We start from the raw sequence: 19,897 nt of genomic DNA, 5'->3' as shown, positions 1-19,897 counted from the left end.
TGCGCTTTTGCCCTGTCGCCTTTGCGCTGCAGAAAAATGAGTTCGGAAGATGGTGAGCCGGCTTCAAGCCGCCGCCTGCGCTTCCGGCTGCGGCCCATAAAGCGCCTCGCTAACCGCCGCCTGCGCCCGGCGGGCCAGATCGTTGCGGTTGCCCGAGTTGCTGGCAATCGGCTCGAGCAACTGGATTTCCACCTCGGCCACATCGCTTTTCATCAGCCGTAGCAGGTGCGAGAGCATGTCGTCGTCGCCGATAAAGGGCGCCACGCTGCAGCGCTGACCGTCGCGAACATAGCGAATTGCAACTGGCTGCAGGTCGATGCCGCTTTCGATGGCGCTGCTCAGCAGGCGGCCGTGAAAGGTGCGCAGGGCGGCGCCGTCGCACGTGGTGCCTTCGGGGAAGATCAGCAGGTGGCGGCCGCCACCCAGGTGGCGACCCAGTTGCTGGTTGAGCAGGCCGCCGTCCCCCGCGCCGCGGCGGATGAACAGGGTGCCGGCCTTGTGCGCCAGCCAGCCGGCCAGCGGCCAGGTACGCACTTCGGCCTTGGACAGGAACGACAGCGGCGCCAGCATGCCGATCAGCGGGATGTCGGTCCAGGAAATGTGATTGCTCAGCCACAGCATCGGCTTGCGTGGCAGTTGCCCCTGCACGCGAACGCGAAAGGGCAGGGCGTTGCTCAAACGGGCCAACCACCAGCGGGTCAGGCGCTGGCGTAAGCCCATCAGGTCGCGGCGGGCCAGACGTTCGACCGGCACCAGCAAGGCGGCCAGCAGTGCACCGACTGCAAGCACTGCCGCTAGGCGGCTCAGGCGCAGATACAGACGCAGTTTGCTCATGGAGTGTTGGGCCTGGAAATAGGAGAGAAGGGCGTTCCAAAAAGCCGCGCCCGGCGAGGCATTTCTACCGCGCCGGGGAGCTGTGGGCAAGTCGTCGATCAGACCGCGGCTTTGAAGTGCTTTGCGTAGCGCGGGCACAGCTCGTCGCGCTTGAGCAGGATGAATACGTCGGCGACCTGGAAGTCCTTGTCCCAGCACGGCTCACCGCAAATCTTGGCGCCCAGGCGCATGTAGGCCTTGAGCAGCGGCGGCATCTCGGCGATCACGTTACCGGAGACTTCCATCGCCGGCAGCGGCGTCTTCGGTTCGGCGCGCAGGTTCTCGGTGCACAGGTAGCGTTCGCGCAGGCGCTGCATGATCGCCTGGGCCTGGATGCCGCCGTCCTGCATGGGGATGCTGGCGCAGCCCATCAGATAGCGGTAGCCGCCTTCGTTGAGTACTTCGGCCAGCTCGGCCCACAGCACGGCGATGGTGCCGCCGTTGCGGTAGGCGGCATCGACGCAAGTGCGGCCGATCTCCAGCACCGGGCCCTGCAGGTGGCGCAGGCCGTGCAGGGCGAATTCCTCTTCGCTGTAGAAGCGGCCCAGGCTGGCAGCCGCTTGGTGGTCGAGCAGGCGGGTGGTGGCCACCAGCTCGCCGCTGTTCAGGTCGCGCACGCCGATATGGCGGCAGTGCAGGTCGTAGTCGTCCATGTCCAAGCCCAGTTCGGCGCCCTTGAGCTTGGCGTCGAATTCGGCGCTGAACACGCGAAAGCGCAGGGCCTGGGCCTCGCGCAGGGCGCGTGGCGTGGTCAGGCGCTCGGCCTGCAGGCGACGGGACGTGTTGCGCTCGGGTGCCATGGCGTTCTGGGTCATGCCTTACCTCCTTTGCGTCCCGGGCAGCCTCGCTGCGCACGGGCCGGATTGACCTGCAGACCTGAGCGAACTCAGGAAACAGGCTCAGGCTAGGCAGTGCCGGTGTCACGCCCATGAAGGTTCGGTGATGCTTGTGTGACAGCGCCCAGGCTGCGATCAGGCGTGCAGCACAGGTGCGGCTTGCTTACCATGGGCGTCTTTGAGCCCCTCGAGCGCCCACTGCCCATGTTCTTCATCCGCAACCTCGCCGTACCCTTCATCCTCATCATCGGAGGCGTGGTCGCCATGATGGGGCTGGCGATCCTTTCCCGGCAGGGCGGCGCGGTAGCGGACTGGGCGCGGGCGATGTTCCCGTGGCTGGGCGTGTTGCCGGCTTTGGGCGCGGTCTGGGCGGCGCGGCGGCTGGTGCAGATCTGGCAATGGCGGCGTGGCACCTTGAACGGCGGCTGCCCGAGCTGCACGGGCGTGATGACTGGTGGGCGCTGCCGCATGTGTGGGCAACGCTGAAATATCGGCGGCTTTTGCTGATCCAGGTCATCACGTACGCAGAGGCCACTGCCTAAGCTCGGCGCCTTTGCCTGACAGGTGTGCCGGTATGCGCCGCGACCCCATCGTGCTGTTCGATAACGGCACCCACCGCTGCATGATGTTCGACGACCTGGTCAGTGGCGAGGGCGTACAGTCCAACCAGTTCCTGATCATCGATAACGACCAGTACCTGTTGCTCGACCCCGGCGGCGACCTGACCTATGTGCCGCTGAGCATGGAGTTGTCCAAGCACATTCCGGTGCAGGAGCTGACCTACATCTTTGCCTCGCACCAGGACCCGGACATCATCGCCTCGCTCGACAAGTGGCTGCTGCACACCAAAGCCCAGGTCATCTGTTCCAAGTTGTGGGCGCGCTTTCTGCCGCACCTGACGGCCAACTACCTGGCGTTGAGCCGCGGCATCAACACCTATGACCGCATCACCGCGCTGCCGGACCGCGGTCAGTCTTTCGCACTCGGGCGTTGCACCCTCAAGGCGGTGCCCGCACATTTTCTGCATTCGGTGGGCAACTTCCAGCTCTATGACCCGCTGAGCAAGATTCTGTTTTCCGGCGACATGGGCGCCTCGATGCTCGATGACAGCGGCCCGGTTACCGACTTTGCCGCCCATGTGCCGAGCATGCTCGGCTTTCACCGTCGCTACATGGCCAGCAACAAGGCCTGCCGCCTGTGGGCCGCCATGGTACGCGACATGGACGTGGAAATGATCGTGCCGCAGCATGGCCGGCCGTTCGTGGGCGGCGAGATGATCAGCGCCTTTCTGTACTGGATCGAGAACCTGGAGTGTGGGCTCGACCTGCTCGGCCCCGAGGACTATCAGCTGCCGCGCTGACAGCTTATGGGCGCCGCCCTTTGCAAGGCGCACGGCGCCGGCTATCTTGGCGCATCCTCCGTTGTTGCCGAGATGTCATGCGCCGTTTTTCCCCTCTTTTTTGTGTGTGCGACTGATGCCCGGTCAGGTCTATCCCTGGCGTCAGGGCAATCAGTTCACCTTGCTCAACGACGGCCCGGCATTCTTCCCGCGGATGATCGCCTGCATCGATGCCGCCCGTGAAACGGTGGAACTCGAACAGTATCTGGTGTGTAGCAGTGCCTGCACCGACGCGCTGCTACGGGCCCTGTGCGAGGCGGCCGCGCGAGGGGTGGCGGTGCGCTGCCTGTTCGACGCCTTCGGCTGTCAGGCACTGAATGCCGCCGACCGCCAGCGCATGCTCGATGCCGGCATCCAGCTGCGCTGGTACAACCCGCTGCGCTGGCGGCGCGGCGTGCGTAATCTGTACCGCGACCACCGCAAGCTGCTGGTGGTCGACAGCCGCGTGGCCTTCGTCGGCGGTACCGGTTCGACGAATGATTTCTGGACGCCCGGCGAGCCCGAGAGCGCCTGGCACGAGGTGATGGTGGAGATCGACGGGCCGCTGGTGGCTGACTGGCTGCAGCTGTTCGGCCGCCAATGGCAGGCCAACAACTCGCGTTTCGCCTGGCGCCCGTACCTCACCCCGCACCGTCAGCCGTTGCCGCACTTGCCAAAAGAGGGGCCAGGCTGGGGGCGGGTGGCCTATGCCGACGCCCGCCAGCACCGCGACATATTGCAATCGCTGGTTCGCGCGCTTAACGGCGCCCAGCACCGGGTGTGGCTGGCCACGCCATATTTCCTGCCCACCTGGCGTGTGCGCCGGGCGCTGCGCAAGGCCGCTGGCCGCGGCGTCGACGTGCGCCTGCTGCTCAGTGGCCGGCACACCGACAACCCGCCGGTGCGCTTTGCCGGGCAGCGTTATTACCCGCGGTTGCTGCGTGCCGGCGTGCGCATCTTCGAATTCCGCCCGCGTTTTCTGCACCTGAAGATGGTGTTGGTCGATGACTGGACCAGCGTCGGCTCCTGCAACTTCGATCACTGGAACCTGCGCTTCAACCTCGACGCCAACGTCGAGACGCTGGACGCCGGCTTCACTGCAGCAGTGCAGCAGAGCTTCGAGACCGATTTCCCGCAGAGCCGCGAAGTGGACCTTGAGATGTGGCAGGCAAGGCCGTTCTGGACCCGTGTGCGTCAGCGCGTCTGGGGCTGGGCGGACCGTTTGATCGTCAACCTGCTCGATCGACGCCGCTGATTCGCCCCAGAATCCGCAGGTACAGCTGCATGGTGGTGCCCGCGCCTGGCGTCGTCAGCACGCGCACGTCGCCGCCGGTGGTGTTGGCGAATTCGCGAGCCTGGGCCAGGCCCAGCCCGGTGCCTTTGCCAGCCTGCTTGGTGGTGAAGAAGGGGTCGAATACCTTGGCCGCCAGCTCGGCAGACATGCCAGGACCGTCGTCCTGCACGCTCAGCACCAAATAATTGCCGTCGCTCAGCTGTTTGTCGCCGAGTAGTTGTTCCTGGTGCGTGGTGATCAACACCCTGCCGCGGCCCTGCATGGCGTCGCGGGCATTGCTGAGCAGGTTGAGCATCACCGCCTGCAGCTGCACCTCGTCGCACATCACGCCGACATCGCGAGCACTCAGATCGAAGCCCAGCGTGACGGTGTCGCCCAGGGTGCCGGCCAGCAGCTCACGGGCGGCCTCAAGACGCTCGCTGATATCCACACAGGCCAGCTCCGGGCCGTCCTGGCGTACATTGGCGAGCAGCTGGCGGATCAGTTTGCCGCCTTGCTCCACCGCCTGCAGACCAGTCTGGGTCAAGCGCTCCACGTCCGCCGGCCGCCGTGCGCGTAGCTGTGCCATCTGCAGGCTGGTGCTGAGCACCTGCAGCAGGTTATTGACATCGTGGGCGATGCTGGCGGTGAGCATGCCGAGTGACGACACGCGGCGTGCATGGCGCAGCGACTCCTCGGCCTCGCGATGCCGCGCCTTGGCCTGTTCCAGCTTATCAAGCAGCTTGCTGGCGCGGCGCTCGCGTTGCTGCTCCAGCAGGCGCAGCTGCAGCAGAGCGGCAGTCTGCCGGGCCAATGCCTGCAGTGCCTGACGCTGGTGGGCAGGGAGGGTGCGTGGTTTGGTGTCGATCACGCACACGGTCCCTAGCGGATGACCGGCATCGGTACGAATCGGCGCACCGGCATAGAAGCGAATGTGCGGTTCGCCGAGCACCAGAGCGCTGTGCTGGAAGCGCGGATCCTCGGCGGCATCCTCGACCACCAGCACGTCATCGGGTTCGAGGATCGCATGGGCGCAGAACGCCAGGTCACGGTGCGTCTCGCGCACCTCCAGACCCACGCAGGCCTTGAACCACTGGCGCTCGCGGTCGACCAGGGAAACCAATGCAATCGGGGTGTCGCACAGGGTGGTGGCCAGCAGCACCACGTCATCGAAATTCTGCTCGGGTACCGAGTCGAGGATGTCGAGGTGCTCGAGCGACAGAACGCGCTCTTCTTCGTCATGCGGTGCAGGGGCGGGGCGATGGGACATCGGCGGGTACCGCAGAAAGAGTGGCGGCATGATGCGCTGTAGGTTGTACAAGAGGCAAGCAACTTGTCGGATGCGTCAGCTTGTAGACGTCGTGCATAAGCACCGTGCCAGGTTTGGAGTAGCGAAGTGTTGAACCCGCTTTTCGCCGCTTCGGTCACAACCTGCAGATGGCCTTCAAAGGCCGCGCACAGCCGTTAGCCGATGAGGTGATCCATGCAGATATTCGAAGCGTTACGCGAGAGTCATGACCGTCAGCGGGCGATGGCCGAGGCGTTGCTCGCTACCACCGGTGATTCGCCCGAGCGGGCCGAGCGTTACAGCGAGCTGAAGGACGAGTTGCTGGCCCATGCCCGGGCCGAGGAGCGGTTCTTCTATTCACCGCTGATGAAGCACGATGCCGGGGTTGATCTGTCCCGCCATGGGGTGGCCGAGCACCACGAGATGGACGAGCTGCTGGAAACCCTGGAGGAAACCGACCCCTCCAGCCCGTCGTGGATCGCCACGGCGCGCAAGCTCAAGGACAAGATCTTCCATCATCTGGAAGACGAGGAGCACACCTTCTTCCAGCAGGCCGGCAAGATGCTCACCGACCAGCAGAAGACCAGTCTGGCCAGTCAGTACGTCAAGGATTACCAGGACGCTCTGGACTGAGCGCCGCCCGCTATTCGGCGAGCAGTTCTCGCACCCGTGAGGCCAGAGCGTCGAGAGTGAAGGGCTTGGTCAGCACGGTGATGCCAGGCGCCAACTGACCATCGGTGAGTAGCGTATTTTCCGCGTAGCCGGTGATCAGCAACACCGGCATGCCTGGCCGCTGCTGCCTGCCGGCATCGGCCATCTGCCGGCCGTTCATGCCACCAGGCAGGCCGACGTCGCTGATCAACAGGTCGATGGCGGCGTCCGAATGCAGCAGGCCGATGCCCGCTGCGCTGTCGCCGGCTTCGATCACCGTCAGCCCCAGTTCTTCCAGCACATCGGTGACCAGCAGGCGAATCGTTGGCTCGTCATCGACCACCAGTACAGTCTTGCCTTGGCGTTCTTGCGCTGGTTCGAGTGCGGGAATGCTACCCGGCTCGGTTTCGCTCTGCGGGTTACCGTTGTGTCGCGGCAGGTAAAGCGTTACTACCGTACCCTCACCTTCAACCGACGTGATGCGCATTTGCCCGCCGGATTGCTTGGCGAAGCCGTAGGCCATGGAAAGTCCCAGGCCGGTGCCTTCGCCGATCGGTTTTGTGGTGAAAAACGGCTCCACCGCGCGGGCAACGATGTGGGCGGGCATTCCCACGCCATCGTCATCGACCGCCAGGCTCAGGTAAGAGCCCGGCGTCAGATTCAGTGCGGTGGCCTGGGTTGCGTCTATCTGCAGGTTGCGGGTGCTGACCTTGATCACGCCGCCACCTGGCATGGCGTCGCGGGCGTTAATGCACAGGTTGAGCAGGGTATTTTCCAGCTGCGAGGCGTCGACCAGAGCCGTCCAAAGGTCGGCCTGCAGATCGCTCTCCAGGCGAATGGCCGGGCCGACGGTGCGCTGGATCATTTCCAGCATGCCGGCGATCAACTGGTTGGTGTCTGTGGGGCTGGGCAGCAGCGTCTGCCTGCGCGAGAAGGCCAGCAGGCGATGGGTCAGGGCGGCGGCGCGGCGAGTGGCTGTTTCCGCGGCGCTCATGTAACGGGCCAGCTCATGGAAACGGCCCTGTTCGATGCGCAAGTGCATCAGCTCCAGCGCACCGGAGATACCAGCCAACAGGTTGTTGAAATCGTGGGCCAGACCGCCGGTCAGCTGGCCGATGGCCTCCATCTTCTGCGCCTGGCGCAGGGATTCCTCGGCCATGTGCTGGGCTGTGACGTCGCGGCCAACGAAATGGAAGATCCTCCCGGAGGGATCCGGGCCGGCCGTCCACATGAAGGTGCGCGTTTCGCCATCCTTGCTGCGCAACCGGCTGGTGAAGTCGCTGACCTTTTCACCTTGGCGCAGACGTTCCATGAGATTGAGCACATCGGCCCAGTCGTCCTCGACCACCACGTCGAGAAAGGGCGCGCTGAGCAGTGTGTCTGCCTCCCAGCCGAGCAGTTGCGTCCAGGCCGGGTTGATGGTCTTGAGGTAGCCGTCCAGCCCCGCCGATCCCATCAGGTCGTTGGTGGTTTCCCACAGACGGTCACGTTCGGCGGTGCGCTTGCGCAGTTCGGCGCGGTTGAGTTTCTCTCGGGTGATGTCGCGGGCCGAGCAGTAGGTCTTGCGGCCGTCGGGCACCGCTACCCAGGACAGCCAGCGCCAGTCGCCGTTGCGGCAGCGGAAGCGGTGCTCCAGTCCCAGCGCCGGCTCACCGGCGCTCTTGAAGTTCATCCACACCTGTTTTGTGGCAGCCTGGTCCTTGGGGTGGACGAATTCGAGGAAGTGGACGCTGGCCAGTTCCTCCTCGCTCCAGCCCAGGGTGGCCTGCCAGGCCGGGTTGGTGGTCTCGAAGTAGCCATCGTGGTTGAGCACGCCGAGCAGATCCGGGGTGATCTGCCAGGTACGGCCACGCTCGAAGGTCTGGGCAATAACCTTCTGTTCGAGCTCGGCATTGAGCGCCATGACCCGGGCGATGGCACGGTCACGTTCCCCTTCGATGGCGCGGCGCTCTTCGACGTTGATCAGCACGCCGGGAAAACTCAGGCCCGTACCATCGGCTGCCAACTCGACACGGCCGTTGGCTTCCAGCCAGTAATAACGGCCATCGGCGCGGCGCACGCGGTACTGGTGGGCGTAGGGGCCGCCGCGGGCAATCGCTTCGTTGATGGCAGCGAGCAGGCTGTCGATGTCGTCCGGGTGAACCGTCTCAACTACCTGCTGCAGGCTCAGGCCGCGGCGGCCAAGTGCCGGATCCAGACCGAAGCTGCGGGCGAAGGCTTCGTCGACCGTGAACTGGTTGCTGGGTAGGTCCCAGAACCATGTACCGATGATCGCTCCGGCAGCCAGCGCCAATTGCACCCGCTCGGCGTTGGCGACGGCCGGCTGCTCGATGGTGACCACCCGAGTGGTCTCGATGGCGACATTCAGGAAACCGGCGACCTGGTCTAAATCGTCGCGCAGCGGGCTGTAGGAGAAGGTCCAGTAGGTGTCTTCGGGCTGGCCGCTGCGGTGCAGCAGAAGATGCATGTTTTCATCATGCACCGGCTCACCGCGCAGCACCTGCTGCACCAGCGGGCCTAGGGTCGGCCACACATCGGCCCACGCAATTTCAATGGGCTGGCCGAGGGCATCAGGGTGATGCTTGCCGAGAATGGCCGCGTAGGGCTCGTTGTACAGCAAGGTGCGCCGCGGACCCCAGACAGCGCACATGGCGAAGCTGCTGGTGGCCATGATCGCGCAGGTGGTGCGCAGCGCGGCGGGCCAGCTGTGCTGGGGGCCGAGCGGCGTGGCGGCCCAGTCGAAATCGTCAAGGATGGATGGCACGGGACACCTTGCTGCGGTGCGGGTCGGCGCCCAGTGTGCCTGAGCGGGAGCGGCAAACCCAGCAGCATTTGCCACGATTGTTCATGGAATTTGCGAGCTTTCTACCGTAATCCTTCGGCATCCTTGCTACAGGCTTGTACAGCTCGCATTGCTTGTAGAACTTCTCAAGGCGCTGTTGCTCGAATGACCTACAGGGGCTTGTTCAAACGGCCCCGCCAGCAACGCTATAGGTAAGCCGATGCCAACAGGTGGCAAGCACGATTTCCGGGTCGATAACGCCTCGTCGGGCGACATTTCCGGCTCGGGGAAGAACATCTTCTTCGCAGCGGTGGAAACCACCCGCATGCCGATGATCGTGACCGATCCCAACCGTCCCGATAACCCGATCATCTTCGCCAATAACGCCTTTCTGGAAATGACCGGCTATGAGGTCGAGGAAATCGTCGGCCAGAACTGCCGCTTTCTGCAGGGCGCGGAAACCGATCGCTCGGTGGTCGCCCAGGTGCGGGAGGCCATTACCAAACGCCAGGAGATCTCGGTTGAGCTGATCAACTACCGCAAGGATGGCTCGACCTTCTGGAACGCGCTGTTTATCTCCCCGGTATACAACGATGCCGGCGAGCTGATCTATTTCTTCGCCTCGCAGTTGGACATCAGCCGCCGCCGCGACGCCGAGGAAGGGTTGCGCCAGGCGCAGAAGATGGAGGCCCTGGGCCAGCTGACCGGTGGCATCGCCCACGACTTCAACAACCTGCTGCAGGTGATGATCGGCTACCTGGAAGTGCTCGAACGAACTGCCAGCAAGCCTCAATACGACGTCGATCGCATCCTGCGCTGCGTGAACAACGCGCGCAACGCCGCGGACCGAGCGGCCACGCTGACCCAGCAGCTGCTGGCGTTCTCACGCAAACAGAAGCTCGAAGGCCGGGTACTCAACCTCAATGGGATGATCAGCGGCTTTAAAGAGTTGGGTGAACGCACGCTGGGCCATGCGAACCTGCGTCTGACCCTGGACAAGAGCCTGTGGAATTGCCGCATCGACCCCACTCAGGCCGAGGTCGCGTTTCTCAACATCTTGATCAACGCCCGCGACGCGCTTGAAGGTCGCGACCAGCCCGTGGTGCATATCGAAACCAAGAACGTCAGGGTCGAAGAGCTGGGCAGCATGTCCTATGACGGGTTGATGCCGGGCCGATATGTCAGCGTGGCGATCACCGATAACGGCATGGGCATGTCCGAAGGCGTGAGCAGCCGGGTGATGGATCCATTCTTCACCACCAAGGATGAAGGCAAGGGTTCCGGGCTTGGCTTGTCGATGGTCTACGGCTTCGTCAAGCAATCCGGCGGCGCCGTGCGCATCTATTCGGAAGAGGGCGTGGGTACTACGTTGCGCCTGTACTTCCCGGCCGATGACAGCCAGGTGATCCACAGCCCGGCGAAGGAGCGCACTAACGAGCGCAACGGCACCGAGCGCGTTTTGGTGGTCGAGGACCGCCCGGATGTGGCGGACCTCGCGCGCATGGTGCTCGAGGATTATGGCTATGTCACCGACATCGCCCTGAATGCTCGCGAAGCGCTGCTGCGTCTGGATGTGGCCGAGTACGACCTGCTATTCACCGACCTGATCATGCCCGGCGGCATGAATGGCGTGATGCTGGCGCGTGAAGCACGCCGCCGCAAACCGGGCCTCAAGGTGCTGCTGACCACAGGCTACGCGGAGAACTCGCTGGAGCGCACCGATGCCGGTGGCAGCGAGTTTGATGTGATCTCCAAGCCCTACGTGCCCAACGAATTGGCGCGCAAGGTGCGTCAGGTCATCGACGGGCCTACCGGTGTGAGCTGAGACGAGTGGCCGTGCGCGTCTAATTGGCGCTTCGCGGCCATTCTTGATGCCCCGGACGAGTGGTCACAAGACTATACGAACTGTTCTGCATGTATCCGCCTCACAGAGGTATGGACAAATACATCAGCAGATTCATGACGGAAACCGGCTGCCAGCTCGAACTCGAGCGTTGTCCCACCGGCATTTGCTTCAGGGCGATATCCAACGGCGGACAATGCCTGGGGCAACGGCACCTGAGTACGTCACAACTGGGCAACGGTGCCCTCGTGCAAGCGGTGATGCTGGACTTCATCGCCCAGGTCAAGCGGCTGCTCGAGCGGGACGGGCAGACCGTATCCACGCCAATCGATCCATTCGTCGAGAACGCTGATAACGCATCTAAGTAGCTGAACCGCTGCCAGCGAGGCACAAACCCCGTGCGAAACGGCCGCTTCGCAGCTACCTCGCCCGCTCACCCGCCGTATACAGTGAAAGCCTTTCGCTGCTACCGGCCGTCCCTATATGAATCTCTGGTTTCGCCTCTTCCTGATGCTCTTGCGCCGCCCCTGGCGCAAACCAGTTTCGGCGTTCGACACCACCGTGGTGCGCATGCGCGTGTGGCCGCTGGATCTGGACTTCAATCGTCATGTCACCAACGGCCGCTACTTCACCCTCGCCGATGTCGGGCGCATGGATTACGTATTGCGCAGTGGTGCATTCCGTGTGGCGCTGCGCCATCGTGCGTTGCCCATCGTCGGTGACGTGTGGGGCAAGTTTCGCCGTGAGCTGAAGCTGTTCGAAGCCTTCGAAGTTCACTCCCGCATGCTGGGTTGGGATGACAAGTGGAGCTTCATGGAGCATCGCTTCATCAAGGGCGGGCGTGTGGTTGGCGTGGTGATCATGCGTGGGCTGCTTCGTGGGCCTAAAGGCAACGTGTTGCCGGGCGAATTCGCCGCCGAACTGCGCTTGCCCGAGCAATCGCCGCCATTGCCGCAGTGGCTGAGCGACTGGTCCGCCAGTTGCGACCAGTTGAGCGCACAGTTGCGTGATGAGGAGCAGTAGAGGCGGGCGATAGCCCACCAGAATAAAAAAACGCGAGCCCTGTGCTCGCGTTTTCTTGAGCAATGCAGCCTGCTCGTCAGGCCAGCTTGGCCAGATCGGCCGCGTCGAAGCCCGGCAGGGGCTCGCCCTTGCGGACCTTGTTGGCCCACTCGGCATCGGAGATCAGCACGCGGCCGACGGCGATCAGGTCGAACTCCTCACGCTCCATGCGCAAGTGCAGGTTATCCAGCACCGCGGCGCCGGAACCCTTGCCGCCGAACGCGCCGAAGAAGTCGCCATCCAGACCTACAGAGCCGACGCTGATGGTCGGTGCGCCCGTCAATTTCTTTGCCCAGCCGGCGAAGTTGAGGCCTTCGGCGCCGTCGATCTCGGGGAACTCCGGCTCCCAGAAGCGGCGCTGCGAGCAGTGCAGAATATCCACACCGGCGTCGACCAGCGGCGCCAGCCATTCGGTCATCTGCTCTGGCGTGGTGGCCAGGCGCGCGGCGTAGTTCTGCTGCTTCCACTGGCTGACCCGCAGGATCAGCGGGAAGTCCTCGCCCACCGCTGCTCGTACGGCACGCACTGCTTCGGCCGCGAAGCGCGAACGCTCGGCGATGGTGGCGCCGCCAAAGGCGTCGGTGCGGGTGTTGGTGCCGGGCCAGAAGAATTGGTCGATCAGGTAGCCGTGAGCGCCGTGCAATTCCACGGTATCGAAGCCCAAGCGCTTGGCATCGGCAGCGGCGCTGGCGAAAGCGGCCACGGTGTCGGCGATATCTTCCAGGCTCATTGCCACGCCGCGCGCATCATCCGGTGCCACCAGCCCGGACGGGCTCTCGACCGGTGCTTCAGGCTCCCAGCCGCCCTGGCCACGGGTCGAACCGGTGTGCCAGATCTGCGGGCCGATACGCCCGCCAGCGGCGTGTACCGCTTTGGCCACTTCGCCCCAGCCGGCCAGGGCCGCCTCGCCATGGAAGAACGGGATGCCCGGCATGTTGCGCGAGGACGGGCGGTCGATCACCGTACCCTCGGTAAGGATCAGGCCGACACCACCTGTGGCGCGGCGGCGGTAATACTCGGCATGCGCCTGGCCGGGAATACCCTGGGGGGCCATGGCGCGGGTCATGGGCGCCATGACGATGCGGTTAGGCAGGTCCAGGCTTTTCAGTTTGAAGGGGGTGAACAGAACGTCGTCGGACATAAAAACTCCATCAGGGGTTCGCTGGCCGCTGGATTGTCAGCGGCTCTGCAAATTGGGAAATACCGGGGCGGTATCTGGCTATCGAACAGGCAATCAGTCTCTCGATCAGGCGGTCATTATTCGGGCCAGGACGGCCTGATGAAGCCAGCGCGGGGTTGCCCACATGAACACGACATTCAGCTTGTTGGCAACACCAGGCACGATGCTGATACGGCCGTTATTCATGGCGCGAATACCGGCGCGCACCACTGGCGGAGTTTTCATCATCAGCCCCTTGAGGGTGGGCGTGATGCGCTGGCGTGCGGCACTGGCGAAGCCGGTTTCGGTCAGGCCCGGGCATAGTGCGGTGACGGTCACACCGTCGCGTTTGAATTCCCGGTGCAGTGCTTCGCTGAAGCGCAACACGTAGGCCTTGGCCGCCGAGTAGACCGCAAAACTCTCGACGCCCTGGTAGGCGAGAATGCTGGAAACCTGCAGGATTTTGCCGCGCTTGCGGCGGCGCATGTCCTGGCCGAAGAGGTGGGTCATGACGGTGAGGCTGGCAATGTCCAACTGGATCATCGACAGGGCCGCCTCAGGTTGGCTGCCCAGAAATGGCCCCTGCAAACCATGGCCTGCGTTGTTGATCAGCACATCGACCTCGATGCCCCGTTCTTCAGTCAACCGTTGATGCAAGCGGTTCACGGCTGCGATGTCGGCGAGGTCTACCTGCTCGACCAGCACGTCGATACGATGTTGCTGGCGTAGGGAGTCTGCCAGTGCTTCGAGCCGTTCCAATCGCCGGGCCACGAGTATCAGGTTATGGCCAGCTGCCGCGTATTGCCTGGCGAACTCCTCGCCGAGGCCACTCGAGGCGCCGCTAATAAGCACCCAGGTGCCTTGATTCGATGGCATGGCCTTAGCCTCGCTGCGCGTCGGCCGGGCGATAGCGCTCAGCCGCCTGGGATTGCTTGATGCCGCTGAGCAGGGCCTGGCGGGCGCTGTTGAGTTTGTCCCAGGCAGCGTCGTCATGCAGGGGAGGAATGGTCACCGCCTCGCGTTTGTCGAAGCCCACCAGCGCGGCATCCACCAGCTCATTGACGTCCATCAGCTCCGGGGTGGCGCTGATGTCGATGCCGGCACGTTCCCAGATTTCGGTGCGGGTGGCCGCCGGCAGCACCGCCTGTACATAGACGCCCTTGGGGTTCAGCTCCAGGCTCAGCCCCTGGGACAGGAACAGCACGAAGGCCTTGCTGGCGCCGTAGACGGTCATGCCCAGCTCCGGCGCCAGACCGACCACCGAGCCGATATTGACGATGCTGCCACCACCGGCCTGCGCCAGGCGCGTCGCAATGGCGTTGGCCAGGCGGGCCAGGGCAGTGGTGTTGAGGGTGATCAGCCGCTCGATTGCGTCTCCTGCCTGCTCCACGAAGCTGCCCGATTGCGCGATGCCTGCGTTGTTGATCAGCACGCCGATGCGCGCATCCTCACTCAGCCGTTTTTCGACGAGCCGGGTGTCATCGGCCTGGCTCAGGTCGGCGCGCAGAATATCCACGGCTACGCCATGTTCGGCGCGCAGCCGGCTGGCCAGCGATTCCAGGCGCGCCTGATCGCGAGCGACCAGCACCAGGTCATGACCACGCTGTGCGAAGCGTTGCGCGTAAACGGCGCCGATACCGGACGAAGCGCCGGTGATAAGTACGGTAGAGAGTTGGCTCATGGTGACCTGCTCGATAGCGGAGTGGGGCGTCGATGCCAGTTAACGACGATAGCGTCGGCGTGCTTTAAGATGATGGTCACAATCTTTTATGTCAATGTGTTTTGATTATGGTCGACATCTATGTATAGTGGCTCTCAGCTAATCGACAGGACTTCAGGAGGCATCACCTCATGCGAGTGAGCAAAGCCCAGGCCCAGGCGAACCGGGCGCTGATTGTGGATACGGCATCGCACCTGTTCCGTGAGCGTGGTTATGACGGCGTTGGCGTGGCCGATCTGATGGCTGCGGCCGGCTTCACCCATGGCGGCTTCTACAAGCACTTTGGCTCCAAGGCCGATTTGATGGCCGAGTCCGCGGCTTGCGGTATTTCGAAAACGCTCGAGCGCACCCAGGCGTTAGACGCCGCGCAATTCTTCGATGTTTACGTGTCGCGCCAGCACCGTGATTCTCGCGATGCCGGCTGCACGCTCGCCGCGCTTGGCGGCGATGCGGCGCGCCAGCCGGAGAATCTCAAAGCGATCTTTGCCGACGGTATCGACAGCTTGTTGGTAACGCTGGGGCGTAACGAAACTGCAGCGGATGGTGATGTGAGCCAAGAGCAGCGTGCCAGGTTGATCGGCCAGCTCGCCCAGGCTGTCGGCGCCATCTTGCTGTCGCGGGCCTGCCCGGATGACTCGCCACTGGCTGACGAAATTCTCAGCGTTTGCCACACGCAGATCTTGGCGGCGACGAAGTGAATTCATCACCTGGCCGTCGCGACGGCGACGACCAGAAACGGAGGCAGAAATGACCCTTTATTACCTCGACGACCTGGCTCCTGGGCAACACTTCAAGGGCAACGCCCGAGCGCGCGTTGAAGAAAATGCCATCAAGACCTTTGCCCGTGAGTTCGACCCGCAGCCCTTTCATCTCGATAACGAAGCGGCGCGTGATTCGCTGTTCGGCTCGCTGGCGGCCAGTGGCTGGCACACCGCGGCACTGACCATGCGCCTGCTGGTGGACTGCGAGCCGAAGCTGGCCGGCGGCATCATCGGCGCCGGTTTCGACGAACTGCGCTGGCCACTGCCGGTGCGGCCCGGTGACGAGCTGCGGGTCGAGCTCGAGGTGCTGGAGGTACGACCGTCCAGGAGCAAACCTACCCAGGGCCTGGTCAAGCTGCGCACCACCACCCTGAATCAGCACGATCAGCCCGTACAGGTTTCCGTGGGCAATCTGGTGGTACCGCGGCGCCCCGCGCAGTGAACGCAATCGACCTAGGCCGCCTGGCGGCATGATGACAGTGGAGCAGACCATGAAATACGTAGCGTTCGGCAATACCGGCTTGCAGGTTTCCCAGGTGGCGCTGGGCACGGGCAATTTCGGTACGGGCTGGGGCCATGGCGCCGACCCGGATACCAGCACGAGCATTTTCAATGCCTACGCCGAAGCCGGCGGCAATTTCATCGATACGGCGGACGTCTATCAGTTCGGCCAGTCCGAAGCGCTGCTCGGCACGCTGCTGCAAGGGCGCCGCGAGGATTTCCTGCTCGCCAGCAAGTACACCAGCGGCGCAGTGCCGAACGCCAACCGCCTGGTGACCGGTAACAGCCGCAAGGCCATGGTCGCCTCCGTCGAGGCCAGCCTCAAGCGCCTGAAGACCGACCGCATCGACCTGTACTGGGTGCACCATCCCGATGGCGTGACGCCGGCCGAAGAGCTGATCCGCGGGCTCGACGACCTGGCTCGTGCCGGCAAGATCCTTTACGCCGGGTTGTCGAACTTCCCGGCCTGGCGCCTCGCCCATATCGCCACGCTGGCAGAGCTGACGCACGCGCTACCCATTGCCGCCGCGCAGTTCGAACATAGCCTGGTGCACCGCGACCCCGAGGCCGACCTGTTCCAGGCCTGTCGGGCGCTGGGCCTGGGCATGCTGACCTGGTCGCCCCTGGGGGGCGGCATGCTCACCGGCAAATATCGCCAGGGCGAGAAGGGCCGGGCCGAGGGGCTTGGCGGCCGGGTGTTCCAGGCCGAGAACTCGCCGCAACGCACGCAGATCCTCGATACGGTGCTGGCCATCGCCGAGGAGCTGGGCGCCACGCCGGGCCAGGTCGCCATCGCCTGGGCCGGCAGCCACCGCTCGGTGCCGATCATCGGGCCACGTTCCCTGGCGCAGGCTACCGATAACCTCGGTTCGCTGGCCATCGACCTTTCGCCCGAGCAGGTCGAGCGGCTCGACGCGGTCAGCGCACTGGGCGAGGCGACGCCCTCCAGAAAGCCGCTGGCTGATGGGCAGGTGATCGCCTGATAGCGACGCAGCGCCAAAATCCTCTCCACGCAGTATGATGGCGTATGGCTATGTTGCGCCGGGTGCCTGCCGCCCGGTGTGACACGGCGTATTGTCGGGAGAGGGCATGGATCCGCTGAGCAAGACGCAACTCAAGGAGCTGGTGCGACGGGTGATCGTTGCTCAGGGCAACGCGTTCATCAAGGAACTGCTGCGTGGCACCAACGCCAGGATCGGCGCGACCAAGGAAGACTTCGCTGCCAACCTGGACGCCGCCATCGATGCCGACGAGCTGACCCAGGAAAAGCTCGAAGCTTGGCTGGCGGAAGTCGAGGGTTGGGGCGACCAGCACCTTTATCTGATCGCGGCGCCCGCGGTCGATGGGTCGCGGCTGGCCGCCGGTATCGCCGCGAGCCCTCATGCCGAAGCGCTCGGCGCCAGCGCCAGCCTGGATTTCCCGGAAGCGCTCACGCTCACTCATATCGCGTTGTCCGACGCTGGCCTGTCGTTGCTCTGGCATCAGGGCAAGGCCGGTTGGAATCGCTTCAAACCCAAGGATTTCACACTCGAGGAAGGGCTGGAGCGTTATCGCTTCGACGCCTATCGGCAGCGGCTTGATCGCAGCGTGGTGCGCTTCGAGTGGCGCTTCGCCGACCCCTACTGCCTGGTACTGATTCACCGCAACCCCGAGATCGATCACAAGGCGGTTTTCGGGGATATCCGCCGCACGCTGGCCGCCATCGGTTGCCCGGACGCCCCGGCAAAACCCATCCCCCTTGACCAGGCCGTCAAGGTGGCCGCAAGCAAGGGCAAGGGCGTGCATTCGACCCGCTTCGAACTCGATGGCGGCTATGTGGAGATGGCCTCGACCCTGGCTGATGGCGGAATCGAAGCCGTCGAGCCGGTGCGCGTGGTGCTGCAGGCGGTGGACACCGGCCAGTTCGACCGGGCTCAGGGCATGCTGCATTTCGCCGCCGAAGAACATGGCACCAGCCGGCGCATCGCCGTGCAGGTGTATGGACGCGACGCTCGGCTGCGTATCTGGGCGCAGTGCAAGCGTGAGGACGTGCTGCGTATCGTCGAACTGCTATGGGCGTACAACGGCGCGCCATGAATACTGCACAGTCGCACCGCTGGCAGGCGGAGGTCGAGCGGCGCCTGAGTCAGGGCGTCGAGCTTGAGTTCACCCGCGCGCAGTTCGCCCGGACGGTCGAGGCGGCGCCTGACGATGTTGGGCTGAAGATCTTTCTCGACGGCCTGGTCGGTGCCACGAGCGCCGAGCGGCATGAGGTTTACCGCTGCCCAATGGCGCCGTGCGCGCGCCTGCTGCCGGCCGGTATGGCCAACACTGTGTGCCCATTCTGTCAGGCCGATTTCGAGCAGGAAGGTGTGACGGCCGAGGTCGAACCTGTCTATCGGCTGGTGGGCGAGGGCAGTCGCGACATTCGCTGGCTGATCGTCATTCACGGCATGAACAGCCGCGCCAAATGGCAGGAAGCCTTCAGCTGGGAAATCGCCAACCGCCTCAGCTATTCGGCGCCGGTACTGATTTACAAGTACGGCTGGGCGACCATCGACGTGTTCGCCCGCTGGCTGCACGATCGCCTCGCGAGGCGCCTGGGCGAGCGCATGCGCATCGCCATCGCAGAGGCGCAAAAGAGCCGCCTGCCCGACCGGCCGGACATCATCGCCCACAGCTTCGGCACGCTGCTGCTGTCACGGGTGCTGGAGAACCCCGAATTCGCCGACCTGAAGTTTGGTCGCATCATCACTGCAGCGAGCATCGTGCGCCCGGATTTCGACTGGGATCGGCTAATTGCCCAGGGGCGGGTGGAGGCTGTGCTCAACCATGTCGGTGCTCAGGATTGTGCCGTGCCCTTCGCCCAGTACGCCATTCCCGGCGCCGGGCCGGGCGGGCAGGTTGGATATCTGGCTGCCTCGACGCTTAACGTGCGGGCCGAGGAGTATGGCCATTCGGGCTTCTTTCTGCCCGAAAATCTGGGCGCGGCGATCTCGCGTCACGGTCTGTGGCAGGCGTTTCTGACCCGGCCGTTGGCGCGCTTTCGGCCTGTTGGCGCTTTCGTTGCCGAAGCAGACTGGCGGCCGGCACCGCTGGTGGTACGGCTGTGTACGCGGGCACTGGCGTATGGGGTGTTTTGGGTGCTGGCGCCGTTTTCGTGGGTGCGGCGCCGGCTCGATCCCTGAGCGATGGCGCAGGCGCGCGCCGGGTGTTCAGTTGCTCGGCCGCTGCTTGGTCGAGTCTAGCTCGGCCTTGCTGGCTGTGGTGATTTCGGTGATCTGTGCAGACTTTGCAATCGCGTAGTCGAAGGTGTCCTGCATCTTGGCGATCGCTTCGGTCGGCGTGCCCTTGAGACCGCCACTGGCTGCCCAGTCGAAGTTCCAGACGCCGGACAGGTCATCGGCACCGGCCACGTCGTGAGTCTCGATGGCGGTGAACACGTCGGGGTGACGCTGCATGTACTTGGCAGCCTCGACGACATCGCTAGGCACCTTGCCAGAGGTGTCGTTGGCCAATTGCGACACCTCTTGCTTGGTGATCGCCTGCTTGCCGTTCTGGCGCATGTAGTCAGCGATCGTCTTGCTGGACTTGGCGATGTCCAGCTTGGCATCGAACGCCGAAGTCGAAGAACTGGGAGTGTTCGGGGTACTGCTGGTCGGTGAAACGGTCGTGGACATCGGCTCTGCTCCCTCAGTGGATGAACGGCGTTTGACTGGTTCTATCGCCTGCGCCATCGACCTTAGCAGCATAGAAGTGGTGATAAGGCCGTGCCTTCACAGCAATTCGCA

20 protein-coding genes are annotated in these 19,897 nt (G+C 64.0%); 12 read left to right on the top strand and 8 right to left on the bottom strand.

The window, feature by feature from the left end; all coding sequences use genetic code 11:
* Nucleotides 1-63: 63 nt before the first annotated feature.
* Nucleotides 64-834 (bottom strand): lysophospholipid acyltransferase family protein, encoded by a 771-nt coding sequence (locus tag PVA39_RS16175; protein WP_274124911.1) that lies wholly within the window; start codon nt 832-834, stop codon nt 64-66.
* Nucleotides 835-932: 98 nt separating this feature from the next.
* Nucleotides 933-1,688, bottom strand: coding sequence for an L-ornithine N(alpha)-acyltransferase (gene olsB / locus PVA39_RS16170; RefSeq protein WP_274124910.1), 756 nt, complete (start codon nt 1,686-1,688; stop codon nt 933-935).
* 189 nt (nt 1,689-1,877) lie between these two features.
* On the opposite strand from olsB, the gene PVA39_RS16165 reads away from it, so the two are divergent.
* The 3 genes from PVA39_RS16165 (at nt 1,878) to PVA39_RS16155 (ending at nt 4,342) form a co-directional block, all read left to right on the top strand.
* Nucleotides 1,878-2,195: a hypothetical protein gene (locus PVA39_RS16165; protein WP_274124909.1), complete on the top strand. Its 318-nt coding sequence runs from the start codon at nt 1,878-1,880 to the stop codon at nt 2,193-2,195.
* An 88-nt stretch (nt 2,196-2,283) separates the two neighbouring features.
* A complete protein-coding gene (locus PVA39_RS16160) occupies nt 2,284-3,069 on the top strand; it encodes an MBL fold metallo-hydrolase (RefSeq protein WP_274124908.1) in 786 nt (261 codons plus the stop codon).
* A gap of 115 nt (nt 3,070-3,184) precedes the next feature.
* Complete coding sequence (locus PVA39_RS16155) at nt 3,185-4,342, top strand: phospholipase D-like domain-containing protein (protein ID WP_274124907.1); 1,158 nt, start codon at nt 3,185-3,187, stop codon at nt 4,340-4,342.
* On the opposite strand, the gene PVA39_RS16150 is transcribed toward PVA39_RS16155, so the two are convergent.
* Complete coding sequence (locus PVA39_RS16150) at nt 4,317-5,630, bottom strand: sensor histidine kinase (protein ID WP_274124906.1); 1,314 nt, start codon at nt 5,628-5,630, stop codon at nt 4,317-4,319. The two genes, PVA39_RS16155 and PVA39_RS16150, sit on opposite strands and share 26 nt — an antisense overlap.
* 213 nt (nt 5,631-5,843) lie before the next feature.
* On the opposite strand from PVA39_RS16150, the gene PVA39_RS16145 reads away from it, so the two are divergent.
* A complete protein-coding gene (locus tag PVA39_RS16145) occupies nt 5,844-6,281 on the top strand; it encodes a hemerythrin domain-containing protein (RefSeq protein WP_274124905.1) in 438 nt (145 codons plus the stop codon).
* 10 nt (nt 6,282-6,291) lie between these two features.
* Here PVA39_RS16145 and PVA39_RS16140 read toward each other — a convergent pair whose 3' ends face one another.
* Nucleotides 6,292-9,063: a PAS domain-containing protein gene (locus tag PVA39_RS16140; protein WP_274124904.1), complete on the bottom strand. Its 2,772-nt coding sequence runs from the start codon at nt 9,061-9,063 to the stop codon at nt 6,292-6,294.
* 238 nt (nt 9,064-9,301) lie between these two features.
* On the opposite strand from PVA39_RS16140, the gene PVA39_RS16135 reads away from it, so the two are divergent.
* The 3 genes from PVA39_RS16135 to PVA39_RS16125 all read left to right on the top strand — a co-directional run bounded on the left by PVA39_RS16135 (nt 9,302) and on the right by PVA39_RS16125 (nt 11,947).
* A complete protein-coding gene (locus PVA39_RS16135) occupies nt 9,302-10,906 on the top strand; it encodes a histidine kinase famiy protein (RefSeq protein ID WP_274124903.1) in 1,605 nt (534 codons plus the stop codon).
* Between the two features lie 110 nt (nt 10,907-11,016).
* Nucleotides 11,017-11,292: a hypothetical protein gene (locus tag PVA39_RS16130; RefSeq protein WP_274124902.1), complete on the top strand. Its 276-nt coding sequence runs from the start codon at nt 11,017-11,019 to the stop codon at nt 11,290-11,292.
* A gap of 115 nt (nt 11,293-11,407) precedes the next feature.
* The gene (locus PVA39_RS16125; protein WP_093506072.1) at nt 11,408-11,947 is read left to right on the top strand and encodes a thioesterase family protein; all 540 of its coding nucleotides are present in this window, start codon (nt 11,408-11,410) and stop codon (nt 11,945-11,947) included.
* A gap of 76 nt (nt 11,948-12,023) precedes the next feature.
* Here the strand turns inward: PVA39_RS16125 and PVA39_RS16120 are convergent, their stop codons facing one another.
* The 3 genes from PVA39_RS16120 to PVA39_RS16110 form a co-directional block, all read right to left on the bottom strand.
* Nucleotides 12,024-13,127 (bottom strand): NADH:flavin oxidoreductase, encoded by a 1,104-nt coding sequence (locus PVA39_RS16120; RefSeq protein ID WP_274124901.1) that lies wholly within the window; start codon nt 13,125-13,127, stop codon nt 12,024-12,026.
* A 105-nt stretch (nt 13,128-13,232) separates the two neighbouring features.
* Nucleotides 13,233-14,021, bottom strand: a complete 789-nt coding sequence (locus PVA39_RS16115) for an SDR family NAD(P)-dependent oxidoreductase (protein ID WP_274124900.1) — start codon at nt 14,019-14,021, stop codon at nt 13,233-13,235.
* 4 nt (nt 14,022-14,025) lie between these two features.
* A complete protein-coding gene (locus PVA39_RS16110; protein ID WP_274124899.1) occupies nt 14,026-14,826 on the bottom strand; it encodes an SDR family NAD(P)-dependent oxidoreductase in 801 nt (266 codons plus the stop codon).
* A 170-nt stretch (nt 14,827-14,996) separates the two neighbouring features.
* Between PVA39_RS16110 and PVA39_RS16105 the strand changes: the two genes are divergently transcribed.
* From PVA39_RS16105 to PVA39_RS16085, 5 genes are all read left to right on the top strand, one after another.
* Nucleotides 14,997-15,563: a TetR/AcrR family transcriptional regulator gene (locus tag PVA39_RS16105; RefSeq protein WP_274124898.1), complete on the top strand. Its 567-nt coding sequence runs from the start codon at nt 14,997-14,999 to the stop codon at nt 15,561-15,563.
* 49 nt (nt 15,564-15,612) lie between these two features.
* The gene (locus PVA39_RS16100; RefSeq protein WP_274124897.1) at nt 15,613-16,068 is read left to right on the top strand and encodes a MaoC family dehydratase; all 456 of its coding nucleotides are present in this window, start codon (nt 15,613-15,615) and stop codon (nt 16,066-16,068) included.
* A gap of 49 nt (nt 16,069-16,117) precedes the next feature.
* Complete coding sequence (locus PVA39_RS16095; RefSeq protein WP_274124896.1) at nt 16,118-17,110, top strand: aldo/keto reductase; 993 nt, start codon at nt 16,118-16,120, stop codon at nt 17,108-17,110.
* 106 nt (nt 17,111-17,216) lie between these two features.
* The gene (locus tag PVA39_RS16090; RefSeq protein ID WP_274124895.1) at nt 17,217-18,203 is read left to right on the top strand and encodes a hypothetical protein; all 987 of its coding nucleotides are present in this window, start codon (nt 17,217-17,219) and stop codon (nt 18,201-18,203) included.
* Nucleotides 18,200-19,294 carry a hypothetical protein gene (locus PVA39_RS16085; protein WP_274124894.1) on the top strand — a complete coding sequence of 365 codons (1,095 nt, stop codon included), beginning with the start codon at nt 18,200-18,202 and terminating at the stop codon, nt 19,292-19,294. Before PVA39_RS16090 ends, PVA39_RS16085 begins: the two co-directional genes overlap by 4 nt.
* A 27-nt stretch (nt 19,295-19,321) precedes the next feature.
* On the opposite strand, the gene PVA39_RS16080 is transcribed toward PVA39_RS16085, so the two are convergent.
* Nucleotides 19,322-19,786: a hypothetical protein gene (locus PVA39_RS16080; protein ID WP_274124893.1), complete on the bottom strand. Its 465-nt coding sequence runs from the start codon at nt 19,784-19,786 to the stop codon at nt 19,322-19,324.
* Between the last annotated feature and the right edge of the window lie 111 nt (nt 19,787-19,897).

This window comes from Pseudomonas sp. CNPSo 3701, from assembly GCF_028674975.1.
GTDB classification, from domain to species: Bacteria; Pseudomonadota; Gammaproteobacteria; order Pseudomonadales; family Pseudomonadaceae; genus Aquipseudomonas; species Aquipseudomonas straminea.
Note: the sequence above shows the minus strand (reverse complement) of the source record. Positions and strands in the feature narration are given on the sequence as shown.